Raw genomic sequence first — 13,854 nt, 5'->3', positions numbered from 1 at the left:
CCCCTACGACCGAGGGCAAAAAATTGAGTGAAGCGATGAAAGCCGAAACATTCCTTCCCGACGATTACCGGCCGGCGGAAGACGAGCCGTTTATGAATGACCGCCAGCTTGAGTATTTCCGCCGCAAGTTGCAGGCGTGGAAAGCCGAGCTTCTGGAGCAATCACAAGAAACGCTGGATGGCTTGGCCGAGTCGGCGCGCAACGTGCCTGATCTGGCCGATCGCGCCTCGGAAGAGACCGACCGGGCGCTTGAATTGCGCACCCGCGACCGCCAACGTAAGTTGGTCACCAAGATCGACGCGGCATTGCGCCGCATCGATAATGGCGAATATGGCTATTGCGAAATGACCGGAGAGCCTATCTCTCTGAGACGTCTCGATGCTCGGCCGATCGCCACGATGACGCTCGAAGCACAAGAAAAGCACGAGCGCCGCGAGCGCGTGCATCGCGACGACTGAAGCCGGACCAACGGGCCCGGGTGAGGGCCTGATACGGCAACACGAATTGCAGACAGGTCTCACCGGTGCCCGCAAGGTGCCGGTGTTTGCATTTGGGAGGGCGCGGGCGGTGCTGATCGGACGACGCGTAACAGTGATGGGGGCGGGGATCGCCGGGCTCGCCGTGGCGCGGGCCTTGGCTTTGCGCGGCGCGCAAGTCACCGTTTTGGAACAAGCCGATGCGATCCGCGAAGTGGGCGCTGGCATTCAGGTCTCGCCCAACGGCGCCAAAGTGTTGCGCGCTTTGGGGCTTGGCGATGCGCTGGAAACCACCGGGCCGCGCTGCGAGGCGGTGGAACTGCTGGATGGCGAAACCGGCAGCCGGGTGATCCGCATGGATCTGGCGAAGTTGCGGCCGGGGGCGGAATATCGCTTCGTGCACCGTGCGCGATTGATTGAAATTTTGGCTCAAGGCGCGCGCGAAGCGGGCGTAGAGATCAAACTTGGCTGCAAGATCGAAGATGTCGATCTGGCCTCGGGCAAGCCGAAACTGCTCACCGCACGCGGCGAAACGCTAGAACCTGATCTGCTGATTGGCGCGGATGGGCTGCATTCGCGGGTGCGCCGCGCGCTCAATGGCGAGTCGCGCCCGTTCTTCACGCATCAGGTGGCGTGGCGCGCTTTGGTGCCCAGCACGGATGATGAACCCAGAACCGCGCAAGTGTTCTTGGGGGCAGGCAAGCACCTTGTGACCTATCCGCTTGGGCGCGGTTTGCGCAACATCGTGGCGGTGGAAGAGCGCTGGCGCTGGGTCGAAGAAAGCTGGAACATGCGCGACGACCCGCTGACGATGCTTGCGGCGTTCGAGGAATTCTGCCCGCAGGTGCAAGACTGGCTTGAGGCGATCAAAGAGCCATGGCTCTGGGGGCTGTTTCGTCACCCGGTCGCGCGGGTCTGGCAAGGCCGGGGCGCGGTGATTTTGGGCGATGCGGCGCACCCAACGCTGCCGTTCCTCGCGCAAGGCGCGGTGATGGCGCTGGAAGATGCTTGGGTTTTGGCGCAGGCGCTTTCAAAGCATGACAGCGATGAGGTGGCCTTGGGCGTTTATCAATCCATGCGCGCGGGGCGCTGCAAGGCGATTGTCGAAGCCGCGAACCAAAACGCGCGCAACTATCACCTGTCGGGCTTCCAGCGCACTTTGGGCCATGCGGCCTTGCGCGCGGCTTCGCTGATTGCGCCGGGCCAAGTGCTCAACCGCTACGACTGGGTGCATGGCTACGACGTGACGACCGAGATCTAAGTCGGTTTGGGGGCCGCTTGGCCCTCAACCTTCCGCAATCGCGCGCGCAAGCCCATCAATCACTGCCGTAAAGGCGGCCCCACTTTCAAGTGTGGCGGCGGGGCAGAGCGCTTGCGCTTCTTCCCCCACCAGCCCCATCAGGCTTGAGCCGCCGACGAGGATGACCGCGCCGACTTGATCAGGCGTCACCCCGCCAAGGGTGAGCGTGTCGCGCAAAGCCTCGGCCAGTTGCGCGCGTGGGCGCGAAAGCGCTTCGGCCATCGAAGCGGCGCTGATATCGGCATAAAGCCCGCGCTCAATCTTACCCATGCGGATCATCGCGCCGGGCTTGCCCGCATTCGCCTCGATCTTGCCGCGCTCCACCGCAAAGGCCAGATCATGGCCCAACTCATCTTCCAACACGGTCGCAAGCCGCCCCACGGCGCGGGCATCCACGGCCAGCTTCACCATCTTCGCCACGGCGCTGCGCGTTTCGCGGGTGTATAGGAACGGGATCTTCGCCCAAGTCGCCAGATCGACAAAAATATCCGCGGGCATCGGCAGAAGCTCAGGGCCAAATTCGCGCCGCAATTGCCCGCCTTGACCAAGATGCACCATCGCATGGTCGAGCGAGATCGCCCGGTCAAAATCGGTGCCGCCGAGCCGGATGCCGTGGCTGGCCACAATTTCCACGCCTTCGGGCGCGCTACGAAACAGCGAAAAGTCAGAGGTCCCACCGCCAATATCGACGATCAGCCCCAGTTGACCTTCGGGCAGGGCGGGATTGGCGAGCGCTGCGGCCTCGGGCTCAAAGCGAAAGCGCACCTCTTCAAAACCCGCCGCAAGGTAACAGGCGCGCAGATCTTCCTCGGCTTGCGCATCGCGGGCGGGGTCGGCGTGAAAATGCACCGGGCGACCCGAAAGCGCGCGGGTGAAAGAGCGCCCGGTTTCCGCCTCGGCGCGTTTTTTCAGCGCGACCAGAAATTCGGTCACCACCTGCGCCAGCGTGCGCCGCTTGCCGCCCACAAGCCGCGATTCATGAAAAAGCCGCGTGCCCAGCACCGATTTCAGCGCCCGCATATAGCGGCCCTCTTCGCCCTCAATCAGCGCGGTCGCGGCGGCAGAACCAATTTGCATCGCGCTCTTATCGTCGGGAAAGAACACCGCCGTGGGCAGAACATCGCCGCCCGGTTCCAGCGCGATGCGGCGCGCCGCGCCCGCCTCCCAGACCGCAACGGCAGAGTTTGACGTGCCAAAGTCGATGGCGAGCGTGTGGTCCATGAAAGCCTCCCGAGCAAGCAGCCCCGGCGCGTAGCCTGTTTTCTGCCGCTGGACAAGCCTTGCGCGCCGTGCATAGTGGGCACCGCGACAGGGGCGTCCGGGCGACCGGGCTGAGAAGCACCCTTTGAACCTGAACCAGATCATGCTGGCGTAGGGAGTCCGCAAACCGGCTTGCGGCCTTTTGCGCTGCGCTGCCGGTTCGGTCTCCTGCGTCTGTGGAGACCAAAATGGCACAAAGCGAACATCAAGATTGGGGGCAGCACCTTGCCCAAATGCGGGCCACGGCACCGCTTGTTCATAACATCACCAATTTCGTGGCGATGAATGTGATGGCGAATGTGCAATTGGCGATTGGGGCCTCGCCCGCGATGGTGCATGCGCTCGAAGAGGTGGAAGAGTTCGCTGCGCTCGCCCCGGTGCTTACGGTCAATATCGGCACGGCTGATGGCGCTTGGGCGGCCGGAATGTTGCGCGCAGCCAAGGTGATGGCGCTGCACACGCGGCCTTGGGTGCTGGACCCGGTGGGGGTTGGGGCCACCGCGTTCCGGCAAGAGCTGTGCGCGGGGTTGCTCGCGCTCAAGCCCACGGTGATCCGGGGCAATGCGTCGGAAATTTTGGCGCTGGCCGGGCAGGGCGGGCAGGCGCGTGGGGTGGATGCGGGCGATGGCGTCGCTGCCGCAGAGGCCGCCGCGCGGGACCTCGCGACCCGCACTGGCGGTGTGGTCGCGGTCTCTGGCCCGGTTGACTTTGTGACCTCGCCCAAACGGGCGGCGCGGGTGGCAAACGGCCATGCGCTGATGCCCCGCGTCACCGCTTTTGGGTGTTCGCTGAACGGGGTGATTGGCGCGTTTTTGGCTGGCCAGCCCGCGTTTGAGGCGACGGTGGCGGCGCTTGCTTATTACGGGCTTGCCGGGGAGCAGGCGGGCGCCAAGGCGCAGGGGCCGGGCAGCTTTCAACCCGCGTTTCTTGATGCGCTTGCCGCACTCACACCCGAGGAGCTTACCACGGGCGCAAAGGTGCAAATGCTATGAGCGGGCCGATTTATGTGATCACCGACCCCGGAGCGCCCTTAGATCTGGCCACCCAAGCCCGCGCCGCCGCACTTGGTGGGGCCGCTTGGGTGCAGTTGCGCGACAAGACCGCGTCGGATGCAGATCTGTTGGCGCTTGCCCGCCAGCTTTTGCCCGAGATGCGCGCTTTGGGCGCGACGCTTGTGATCAATGACCGGGTCGAGGTCGCCATCGCCGCCGGGGCAGACGGGCTGCACATCGGGCAGGGCGATGGGGATGTGCAAGCAATTCGCGCCCAAATCGGCCCGGATATGATCTTGGGGCTTTCTATCGAAACGCTCGATCAGGCGCGCGCGCTGCCGCCGGGGGTGGATTACATCGGCGCGGGGCCTTTGCGCGCCACTGCCACCAAGCCCGATGCCGCCGCCCCGATTGGCTTTGATGGGCTGGCGCAGATCGCCCGCGCCGTTTCGGTGCCTTGCTACGCAATCGGCGGGCTGGGGTTGGCGGATATCCCCGCGCTTAAAGCGACAGAGGTGGCGGGGATGGCGGTGGTTTCTGCCGTCACCCGCGCGCCCGACCCGCAAGCCGCGACCCAAGCCCTTTTGCAAGAATGGAGCCTGTGATGATCCCCAATATTCTTTCCATCGCGGGCTCGGACCCCTCGGGCGGCGCGGGCGTTCAGGCCGATATAAAGGCGATTTCGGCCAATGGCGGCTACGCGATGGCCGCGCTGACCGCACTCACCGCGCAAAATACCCAAGGCGTGCGCGCGGTGGATTTGGTGCGCCCCGAAATGGTCGCGGCGCAAATCGCTGCGATCCGCGAAGATATCCGCATTGATGCGGTGAAAATCGGCATGCTCGGCACGGCAGAGCTGATCTCCGCCGTGGCTGAGGCGATCAAGGGGCTCAGCGTTCCCGTCGTGCTGGACCCGGTGATGGTGGCCAAAGGCGGGGACAGGCTCTTGGCGGCAGAGGCCGTGACCGCGCTGCGCGAAGTGATGTTACCGCGCGCCACGGTGATCACGCCGAACCTGCCCGAGGCAGCGGATCTTTTGGGCTGTGCGGTCGCGCAAAGCCGGTCCGAAATGCGCGATCAGGCGCGCGGGCTGCGGGTGATGGGGGCGCGGGCGGTTTACCTCAAGGGCGGGCATCTGGGCGGCGAGGCGAGCCCGGATTTGCTGCTTGATGGCTCTGGCGAGACATGGATCGAGGGCTTGCGCCTGCCCACCGCCAACACCCACGGCACGGGCTGCACGCTGTCTTCAGCGCTCGCCACCCAGCTTGTGCGCGCGCCCACGCTGATCACCGCCGCCCGCGCCGCGCGCGCCTATACCCACCGCGCGATTTGTGCGGCTGATGGGCTCTCAGTGGGCCACGGCCATGGCCCGCTAGATCATTTCTTTGCTGCAAGAGGCTGATATGAAAAACGTTTTAATCTTTGCGCTGGCCCTGTGTGCGGCGCTTCCGGCACGAGCGAATGAGCCGCTGACCGTGATGCTAGATTGGTTCGTGAACCCCGATCATGGGCCGATCATCGTGGCGAACGCGCGGGGCTATTTTGCTGAGGCTGGGCTGGATGTGACGATTATCCCGCCCGCAGACCCAGCCGACCCGCCCAAAATGGCCGCCGCCGGGCAGGTGGATATCGCGGTGAGCTACCAGCCGCAGCTTTATCTGGCGCATGATGTGGGGCTCACCCTCAAACGCGTCGGCACGCTGATCAATAGCCCGCTTTATTGCGTGATGATCGATGCGGCGGGGCCGGTGCAAAGCATGGCCGATTTGAAGGGCCGCAGCATTGGCTTTTCGCTCGCTGGCATTGAAGAGGCTTTGCTGCACCGGATGTTGCGGTTCAATGGTGTCGACCCGGCGCAGACCACGCAGATCAACGTCAATTTCGCGCTGACGCCGGCGCTCGTCGCGGGGCAGGTCGAGGCCGTTTCGGGCGCGTTTCGCAATTTTGAACTGCATCAAATGGCGGCAGCCGGGCATGAAGGGCGCTGCTTCTTGCCCGAGGAAAACGGCGTGCCGCCCTATGATGAGCTGATCTATGTCGCGCGCGCTGATCTGGCGGGAGATGCGCGCATCAGCCGGTTTTTGGCCGCCACCGCGCGCGCCGCGCAAGAGATTGCCGCCGATCCAGCGCAGGGCTGGGCGGATTTCAAAACCCACGCGTCTGAACTTGACGACCCGCTGAATGCCAAAGCCTGGGAAGATAGCTGGCCGCATTTTGCGCGCGATCCCGTGGCGCTCGATGCTGAACGCTATGCTGCGTTTGGGGCCTTTCTGGCGGACAGCGGTTTGATTGCGGCGGCCCCTGCGGTGGAGGCGATCGCGCAATGAGCCTTGCGGGGCTGCAAGGCCGGGTGATGCTGGGGGACCGGGTTTTGGTCGAGGCGCTTGACCTGCGCCTTGATCGGGGCTGGACCTGCCTCCTTGGGGCCTCTGGCGCGGGAAAATCGACGCTTTTGCGGCTTTTGGCGGGCCTGCCCACAGCGGCGCGGCTTGAGGGCACCCGTCACGCGCCCGCGCTGATTGGCTGGATGGCGCAAAGCGATCTGTTGCAGCCGAGGCTTAGTGTCTTGGGGAACTTGCGGCTGATGGCGCGGTTGCGCGGCGAAAGCCTGCCCCCGGTGCGGGCGAAGGCACTTTTGGCCGCGGTGGGGCTGGCCGGGCGCGGGGCGGCTTACCCGGCGGACCTTTCTGGCGGCGAGCGGCAGCGGCTTGCGCTTGCCCGCACGCTGGCCGAAGACGCGCCGCTGGTGGCGCTCGATGAGCCGTTTTCCGCGCTCGACGTTCCCACCCGTGCGATGATGCATGACCTCGCCCATGCGCGGCTGGCGGGCCGCGCCGTGGTGATGGTGACGCATGACCCGCAAGAGGCTTTGCGTCTGGGCGACCGGATTTTACTGGTGCGCGCCGGTCGGCTGGAGGAATTGCCCGCGCTTGCTGGCCCGCATCCGGTGGATTTGGGCGACCCGGCGCTTGCCCGCGCGGCGGCGGCTTTGGTGGGGCAGATGCGGGGGGCGGTGGCATGAGCCGGGTGTGGCCCGTTTTGCTGCCGCTGATCGCGTGGCAGGTGCTCACCAGCTTTGGCCTTGTGGCGCCCTTTATTCTGCCCGCGCCGCTGGCTGTCGTTCGCACCCTCTGGGCGGAGGTCGGGCTGATTGCTCCCCATGCATTGGTCACGCTGAGCGAGGTCATGGTGGGCTTGGTGCTGGGCCTTGCCCTTGGTGTCAGCCTTGCGCTTTCTATGGCGCTTTCGGATTTTCTTTCAAAGCTTTGCGGGCCGTTGCTCAGTGCCAGCCAAGCGCTGCCGGTCTTTGTGCTCGCCCCTATCCTCACGCTTTGGCTCGGCTATGGCGCGGGGCCAAAGGTGGCGATGGTGGTGCTGTTGGTGGTCTTCCCCGTCGCCTCAGGCCTTTATGACGGGCTTTGCGCCACGCCCGAACCGGTGCGCGATCTGGCCCGCATCACCAAGGCGCATCCGCTGCGTGCGCTGTGGTGGCTGCGGCTGCCGCACGCGCTGCCGCAGCTTGGGGCGGGGCTGCGCATTGCGGTGACCTATGCGCCCACCGGCGCGGTGATTGGCGAATGGGTCGGCGCCTCCAAGGGCCTTGGCTATCTGATGCTGATGGCCAATGCCCGGATGCGCACCGAATTGATGTTTGCGGCCCTTCTTGTGATCGTCGCGATGACGCTGGTTTTGAACCTTGCCACCAGCCGCATCTTGCGCCGTTTTGGGATGTGATCAGGCGTTCAGATCAATCCAGATCGGCACATGGTCAGAGGGTTTCTCGCCCCCGCGCACCTCTTTATCAATGCCGACTTCGCGCAGAAGGTCCGCCGCTTGCGGGCTCAGCAGCAGATGGTCGATACGGATGCCATTGTTGCGCTGCCATGCGCCCGCTTGGTAATCCCAAAAGGTGTAATGCCCCGGCCCTGCCACACGGGTGCGAAACGCATCGGTCAGCCCCAGATGCAAGAGCCGCCGAAAGGCTGCACGGGTCTGCGGCAAGGCCAGCGCATCTTCGCGCCACGCCTCGGGCTTGGCGGCATCTTCATCTTGCGGAATGACGTTGTAATCGCCCAAGAATACAAGCGGTTCTTCAGTGGCGAGCAGGGTTTGCACCCGCGCGCGCATCCGCGCCATCCACGCCAGCTTGTAGTCATATTTCGGCCCCGGCGCGGGGTTGCCATTGGGCAGGTAAAGCCCGCAAATCCGCACCGCGCGGTCGCCCACAACGGTGGCCTCAATCCAGCGGGCTTGCACATCCTCATCGTCACCGGGCAGGCCACAGACCACATCTTCAAGCGGGAAGCGGCTCAGAAGGGCGACGCCGTTGAAGCCCTTTTGCCCATGGGTGACGATTTGATAGCCCAGCCCATCCAGCACCTCATGCGGGAAGGCCTCATCAGTGGATTTGATCTCTTGGAGCGCCACCACATCGGGCTCGGCCGCTTTCAGCCACGCCGGAAGGGCCTCAGCGCGCGCTTTGATACCGTTGATGTTGAAGCTGGCGATCTTCATGCGGGCCTCCCTTTGCCCCTTGATAGGGGGCGGGGCCGCAGAAGGGAAGTGCGCGGCGGCTTAGAAGGCGCGGCGCGGGGTCGAACGGCGGGTGGGCGTGTTGGTGCGGCAGCAGCGATCATGCGGATCGGTCAGATCAGCGCAATCCCAGCTGCGGTTCTCCAAGCAGCAGGCGCGGCTGTCGAGATGATCGGCACGGTCTCGGGCGGAGAATAAGGGCACCCCGCAATAGGGGCATAATACGGTTTCACGGGCCGCAGTGGCGGCAGTGACAGTGGTCGTCTGAGCCCTTCCCATGGCGCACTCCTTTCACGGATGCGTGAGCATGCGCCCCGCATCCAAACGCCACAACGTGTTCCTCCAAGCACGCAGGGCTAACCTGTCTCAGTTTGAGCCATAAGTGTGAATAAATCTATGATCGGGATCAATAGGCCTTTTTCGCACGCGTCAATCCCGCGCGCGACATTCGCGCCCGGGGGCAAAAATACAATCATCGCGAAGGTTTAAAGGGGGCCGTCGCGCAAAGCGACGCCCCGTGCTGCGCACAACGCGCGCACAAAGAGCGATTCGCATTCCCTCAAGGCCTCGCAAATTGCGGGGCGCGCGTCAGGGGCGGTGCCTTTGCCGAGCTAGGCGCGCTCGTGGTCGTGGCGGGGCTCAAACGCCTCGTCATCCGCGCCCGGCCCATCAAACCCACGCGGATAGGGGTAGGGCCAAGGGTCTTTCCCCTCGGCCTGATGGCAGCAGACTTTCAAGGTGAGATGGTCGCGGAAATCCTTGCGGTAAATCAGCGGGGCCCCGCAATAGGGGCAGGTGTGTTCCTCAAACTTGCCAAAAGGTAATTCGCGGTCAGGCGAACGGCTTGTCATGGTCTCCTCCCTCAAACGGGGCGCATCCCGTCTGCCAGGATGCGCCCAATCTCGCGCAGCGGCTCAATCGCCGCGATAGCCTTTCTTATAGGCGGCCTTTTCTTCTGGGCTCATGTGGCCATAGCCGTCATCGCTTGGCATGCCGCCCTTGCCGTTTTGATAGCCCTCCCGGCGTTCACGGCCCTTACGTTCGGCATCTTTGACGTTTTGGCGCTTGGCGGTATCCTCCTGCATCACGCCCAGCCCACCGTATTCGCGATAGTCGTCGTCTTGCATGGCTTTGCCTCCTCCTGAAGCGCTGCCTGCGGAGCACTGCCCCTTAGGCAGCATCTTTCAATCTTAGCGCGAGTCGTTTCCCGCACTATGACGCGGATCAAGGCAAAGGCCCAATTGTGACAGCTTTTGCGAGAATCGGCCCCATTGCCCCGCGCGCGGCCTTGCGGTAAAGGCGCGCCATGAGCAACGCACCCGTCCTCCCGCCCGAAATCGCCCGCCGTCGGACCTTCGCGATCATCTCGCACCCCGACGCAGGCAAGACCACGCTGACCGAAAAGTTCCTGCTTTTCGGGGGCGCGATCCAAATGGCGGGTCAGGTGCGGGCCAAAGGCGAGGCGCGGCGCACGCGCTCGGACTTTATGAAGCTCGAACAAGACCGGGGTATCTCGGTTTCCGCCTCGGCGATGAGCTTTGAGTTCCGCAACTATCGCTTCAACCTTGTCGACACCCCCGGCCACAGCGACTTTTCCGAAGACACCTATCGTACGCTCACCGCCGTTGATGCCGCGATCATGGTGATTGACGGGGCGAAAGGGGTGGAAAGCCAGACGCGGAAGCTGTTTGAGGTCTGCCGTCTGCGCGATCTGCCGATCTTGACCTTCTGTAACAAGATGGACCGCGAAAGCCGCGACACGTTCGAGATCATCGACGAGATCCAAGAAAACCTCGCCATTGATGTGGCGCCCGCCAGCTGGCCGATCGGGCAGGGGCGTGACTTTCTGGGCTGCTACGATATTTTGCACGACCGTCTTGAATTGATGGACCGGGCGGACCGCAACAAGGTCGCCGAAAGCATCAAGATCGAGGGGTTGGACGACCCCAAACTGGCTGAGCATGTGCCCGCCGAACAACTCGCGCAATTGCGCGAAGAGTTGGAAATGGCGCGTGAGTTGCTGCCCAAATTCGACCGGCAAAGCTTCCTTGAAGGGCATCTGACGCCGATCTGGTTTGGTTCGGCGATCAACAGCTTTGGCGTGAAGGAATTGATGGACGGCATGGGGGAATATGGCCCCGAGCCGCAGCCGCAACGCGCCGCCGAACGCCAGATTTCGGCGGAGGAGAAAAAGGTCACCGGCTTCGTCTTTAAAGTGCAGGCGAATATGGACCCCAAGCACCGCGACCGGGTGGCTTTTGTGCGCCTTGCTTCGGGCCATTTTACCCGTGGCATGAAGGTGATGCATGTACGCACCGGCAAACCAATGGCCGTTTCCAACCCGGTGCTGTTTTTGGCTGCGGACCGCGAATTGGCTGAAGAGGCATGGGCCGGCGATATCATCGGCATCCCGAACCACGGGCAATTGCGCATCGGCGACGCGCTGACCGAGGGCGAGAAGCTGCGCTTCACCGGCATCCCGTCCTTTGCCCCGGAGCTCTTGCAATCGGTCCGCTCGACCGACCCGATGAAGGGCAAGCATCTTGAAAAGGCGCTGATGCAATTCGCCGAAGAAGGCGCGGCCAAGGTCTTCAAGCCCGCAATTGGCTCGGGCTTCATTGTCGGTGTGGTCGGCGCGCTGCAATTTGACGTGCTCGCCAGCCGGATCGAGATCGAATACGGCATCCCGGTGCGGTTTGAGCCTTCGCAATTCACCTCGGCGCGCTGGGTGCAGGGGCCAAAGGATCTGGTCGAAAAGCTCGTCAACGTGAACAAGCAGCACATCGCCCATGACCATGATGGCGACATTGTCTTCTTGACCCGCCTGCAATGGGACATCGACCGCGTGACCCGCGACTATGAAGGCGTGAAGCTGAGCGCGACGAAGGAAATGATGCAGTAGGGCAAGGCGTCACGGAAATTTTTCCTGACTGCCTTATTTTCTATATTTAGACCGTGCAAGAGTGGGGCCAATTAAAGGGGCGTCATATCGCCTTATTTTATTCATGGCGCTTCTGTGTATTGGTGCACGCGACGCGGTACTGTTTAGGGTGACAGATTTATGCTTAAGGCGTTACGGGATTTGGTTCATGCCTGTTTGTTGAGCGAAAGTATTCGGCGAGCGGATGTTGATGTGATGTTGTGTCTCGCGGAATCCGATCCAGAAGCCTTGCCGCCGCGCGTTTTGGCACTTTTGCATGAATTTGAGACACAGTTTGATCGCAATCCGGCGGAGCGGAGTGAATACCTCCTGCGATTGTCGCGGATGCTGGAAACGGCGCATGCGCTTTTGCGCCGCCACAGTGCGCTTTATCTGACGCCGCGCTTTTCCATGGTTGAACAGGTGCAAGCGCGCGCAAAAGACCTTTGTGAACAATTGCGCTTGCATGTTCAGCAGTTGCCGTGGCTGGATCAGCGCCATCGCCGTCGCCTGCTCGACCGGATCGCCGCTTGCGAGTTGGAGGTGATGCGCGACCTCGGCGTTCTGGATGTGATCCGGGGCGGCAGCGCCGATCTTGACGAGGTTTTCACCGCCCTGCATTGCGAAGATGCGCAACTGCGTGCGTTGATGAGCGAACTGGAAAGACTTGCGCGCGACGCGACCTTTGAGGTTGCGGTGCTGGACCCTGTCACGCTGCCGCCGCAAGACTTGCCATCCCTGGCTTGAGAAAGGCGCGGTTTTCGGACGCGCCTTTCGCTGGCGGGATTTAGGCGCTTTCCACCAGCCGCGTGTATTCCTGAATCGCGAACCGATCCGTCATGCCGGCGACGTAATCCAGCACCACGCGGGCAATCTCGGTTCGGCCTTCTTCATTGCCTTTGGCCAGTGCCTTCGCCACATCTTCTTGCCAATCATCTGGCAGCAGCTCGGGGCGCTCCAAAAACAGCGGGAAGAGCGCATTGACCATCCCCGTCACCCGTTTGCGTTCCACCACCACGGTGGGCGCGCGATACATGCGGGTGAAAAGGAAGCTCTTGATCGCTTTGATGTTTTGATAAAGCGGTTTGGAGAAGCGAATGATCGGCCCTTGCATGTTGCGGATGTCATCGACCGATTGCGGCTGCAACGCCTCCAACCGGTTGCGCGCCACCGCGATCACGTCTTCCACCATCACCCCAAAGACGCGCCGCAAAGCCTCGTGCCGCCGCCGCATTGGGTCCAGCCCGGGATAAAGCTTGTCGACCGTGGCGAAGCATTCCCCCAGCACCGGCAGTTCGCACAGATCGGCTTCGGTAAAGAGCCCCGCGCGCAGGCCATCATGCAGGTCGTGGTGGTTGTAGGCGCAATCATCGGCCACCGCCGCCACCTGTGCCTCCGCCGAAGCATTGGTGCCAAGCTCCAAATCCCACATCCCGTTCACGCCCGCCAAAGCATAGTTCCACGGCGGATCGACCGGGCCATTGTGCTTGGCGATGCCCTCCAGCGTTTCCCATGTCAGGTTCAGCCCGTCAAAATCGGCGTAATGGCGCTCCAGCTTTGTCACAATGCGTAAAGCTTGGGCATTGTGATCAAAACCGCCATAGGGCTCCATCAAAAGCGCCAAAGCATCTTCGCCGGTATGGCCAAAGGGCGGATGGCCCAAATCATGCGCCAAAGCCACCGCCTCGGCCAGATCGGTGTTGAGCCCCAACGCCCCCGCAATCGTGCGCGCCACCTGTGCGACCTCAATCGTATGGGTCAGCCGGGTGCGGTAATAATCGCCCTCATGTTCCACAAAGACTTGGGTTTTATGCTTGAGCCGACGAAACGCCGAGGAATGGATGATCCGGTCCCGGTCGCGCTGAAACGGCGTGCGAAAGGTCGAATAGCTTTCCTCATGAAGCCGCCCCCGGCTTGCTTGCGGTTGGCACGCATAGGGTTGCAGCATCCTTCACCTCGCCTTGTCGTGGGCCCATGTCCTTCCTATACTTATAGTCAGCCCAACGACAGGTTCCAGCCCATGCTTTTGCCCCCCAAAGTGACCCCCCGCGCCTTTGAACGCCTTGCTGCCATCAATGCCAAAGAGCCCGCGCCCAAAGCTTTGCGCGTGGCGGTGGAGGGCGGCGGCTGCTCTGGCTTTCAATATGATCTGAAACTAGAGGCGACAGCGGCCGCGGAAGATCTGGTGATTGTGGGCGAGGGCGATTTGGCCGCGCAAAAAGTGCTGATCGACCCTGTGAGCCTGCCGTTTTTGCAAGATGCGGTGATTGATTACACGCAAGAACTGATCGGCGCGCGGTTTGTGGTGCAAAACCCGAATGCGACGAGTTCTTGCGGCTGTGGCATTTCCTTCTCCATGTAACGCCCCGCTTG

Annotated in this window: 17 protein-coding genes and 1 riboswitch; of the genes, 11 read left to right on the top strand and 6 right to left on the bottom strand. The window is 62.8% G+C overall.

Features of this window, described 5'->3' with window-relative positions:
* Positions 1 to 35: 35 nt before the first annotated feature.
* Entirely contained in the window at positions 36 to 458 is a 423-nt protein-coding gene (gene dksA / locus CRO18_RS06175; RefSeq protein ID WP_076483174.1) for an RNA polymerase-binding protein DksA, read from the top strand.
* Positions 459 to 594: 136 nt separating this feature from the next.
* The gene (locus tag CRO18_RS06170) at positions 595 to 1,737 is read left to right on the top strand and encodes an FAD-dependent monooxygenase (RefSeq protein ID WP_097081574.1); all 1,143 of its coding nucleotides are present in this window, start codon (positions 595 to 597) and stop codon (positions 1,735 to 1,737) included.
* 24 nt (positions 1,738 to 1,761) lie between these two features.
* Here the strand turns inward: CRO18_RS06170 and CRO18_RS06165 are convergent, their stop codons facing one another.
* Positions 1,762 to 2,997, bottom strand: a complete 1,236-nt coding sequence (locus CRO18_RS06165) for an Hsp70 family protein (RefSeq protein ID WP_097081434.1) — start codon at positions 2,995 to 2,997, stop codon at positions 1,762 to 1,764.
* Between the two features lie 79 nt (positions 2,998 to 3,076).
* Positions 3,077 to 3,172: riboswitch (TPP riboswitch) on the top strand.
* A gap of 52 nt (positions 3,173 to 3,224) precedes the next feature.
* Between CRO18_RS06165 and thiM the strand changes: the two genes are divergently transcribed.
* The 6 genes from thiM to CRO18_RS06135 are packed head-to-tail and all read left to right on the top strand — an operon-like array spanning position 3,225 to position 7,763.
* Positions 3,225 to 4,028 (top strand): hydroxyethylthiazole kinase, encoded by an 804-nt coding sequence (gene thiM, locus CRO18_RS06160; RefSeq protein WP_097081573.1) that lies wholly within the window; start codon positions 3,225 to 3,227, stop codon positions 4,026 to 4,028.
* Entirely contained in the window at positions 4,025 to 4,633 is a 609-nt protein-coding gene (gene thiE / locus CRO18_RS06155; protein ID WP_097081433.1) for a thiamine phosphate synthase, read from the top strand. The genes thiM and thiE overlap by 4 nt, the downstream gene beginning before the upstream one ends.
* Complete coding sequence (thiD, locus tag CRO18_RS06150) at positions 4,633 to 5,430, top strand: bifunctional hydroxymethylpyrimidine kinase/phosphomethylpyrimidine kinase (RefSeq protein WP_097081572.1); 798 nt, start codon at positions 4,633 to 4,635, stop codon at positions 5,428 to 5,430. Before thiE ends, thiD begins: the two co-directional genes overlap by 1 nt.
* 1 nt (position 5,431) lies before the next feature.
* Positions 5,432 to 6,355, top strand: a complete 924-nt coding sequence (locus CRO18_RS06145) for an ABC transporter substrate-binding protein (protein WP_097081432.1) — start codon at positions 5,432 to 5,434, stop codon at positions 6,353 to 6,355.
* Entirely contained in the window at positions 6,352 to 7,050 is a 699-nt protein-coding gene (locus CRO18_RS06140) for an ATP-binding cassette domain-containing protein (protein ID WP_097081431.1), read from the top strand. The genes CRO18_RS06145 and CRO18_RS06140 overlap by 4 nt, the downstream gene beginning before the upstream one ends.
* The gene (locus tag CRO18_RS06135) at positions 7,047 to 7,763 is read left to right on the top strand and encodes an ABC transporter permease (protein WP_097081430.1); all 717 of its coding nucleotides are present in this window, start codon (positions 7,047 to 7,049) and stop codon (positions 7,761 to 7,763) included. Before CRO18_RS06140 ends, CRO18_RS06135 begins: the two co-directional genes overlap by 4 nt.
* Here CRO18_RS06135 and xth read toward each other — a convergent pair whose 3' ends face one another.
* From xth to CRO18_RS06120, 4 genes are all read right to left on the bottom strand, one after another.
* Positions 7,764 to 8,543 (bottom strand): exodeoxyribonuclease III, encoded by a 780-nt coding sequence (xth, locus tag CRO18_RS06130; RefSeq protein WP_097081429.1) that lies wholly within the window; start codon positions 8,541 to 8,543, stop codon positions 7,764 to 7,766.
* 60 nt (positions 8,544 to 8,603) lie between these two features.
* On the bottom strand, positions 8,604 to 8,840 hold the full coding sequence (locus CRO18_RS18580; RefSeq protein WP_143128602.1) for a hypothetical protein: 237 nt from the start codon (positions 8,838 to 8,840) through the stop codon (positions 8,604 to 8,606).
* A 332-nt stretch (positions 8,841 to 9,172) separates the two neighbouring features.
* Positions 9,173 to 9,412, bottom strand: a complete 240-nt coding sequence (locus CRO18_RS06125) for a hypothetical protein (protein WP_076483183.1) — start codon at positions 9,410 to 9,412, stop codon at positions 9,173 to 9,175.
* 63 nt (positions 9,413 to 9,475) lie between these two features.
* Positions 9,476 to 9,688, bottom strand: coding sequence for a hypothetical protein (locus tag CRO18_RS06120; RefSeq protein WP_076483184.1), 213 nt, complete (start codon positions 9,686 to 9,688; stop codon positions 9,476 to 9,478).
* 179 nt (positions 9,689 to 9,867) lie between these two features.
* Here CRO18_RS06120 and CRO18_RS06115 point away from each other — a divergent pair, with 179 nt between their 5' ends.
* Entirely contained in the window at positions 9,868 to 11,463 is a 1,596-nt protein-coding gene (locus tag CRO18_RS06115; RefSeq protein WP_076483185.1) for a peptide chain release factor 3, read from the top strand.
* 234 nt (positions 11,464 to 11,697) lie between these two features.
* On the top strand, positions 11,698 to 12,228 hold the full coding sequence (locus CRO18_RS06110; RefSeq protein WP_076483186.1) for a hypothetical protein: 531 nt from the start codon (positions 11,698 to 11,700) through the stop codon (positions 12,226 to 12,228).
* Positions 12,229 to 12,268: 40 nt separating this feature from the next.
* On the opposite strand, the gene CRO18_RS06105 is transcribed toward CRO18_RS06110, so the two are convergent.
* Positions 12,269 to 13,429 carry a deoxyguanosinetriphosphate triphosphohydrolase gene (locus CRO18_RS06105; protein ID WP_097081428.1) on the bottom strand — a complete coding sequence of 387 codons (1,161 nt, stop codon included), beginning with the start codon at positions 13,427 to 13,429 and terminating at the stop codon, positions 12,269 to 12,271.
* Positions 13,430 to 13,501: 72 nt separating this feature from the next.
* On the opposite strand from CRO18_RS06105, the gene CRO18_RS06100 reads away from it, so the two are divergent.
* A complete protein-coding gene (locus CRO18_RS06100; protein ID WP_097081427.1) occupies positions 13,502 to 13,843 on the top strand; it encodes an iron-sulfur cluster assembly accessory protein in 342 nt (113 codons plus the stop codon).
* Positions 13,844 to 13,854: the final 11 nt, after the last annotated feature.

This window comes from Rhodobacter sp. JA431 (assembly GCF_900217725.1).
GTDB classification, from domain to species: Bacteria; Pseudomonadota; Alphaproteobacteria; order Rhodobacterales; family Rhodobacteraceae; genus Rhodobacter; species Rhodobacter aestuarii.
The sequence above is the reverse complement of the archived record's forward strand: the minus strand, read 5'-3'. Positions and strand labels throughout refer to the sequence as shown.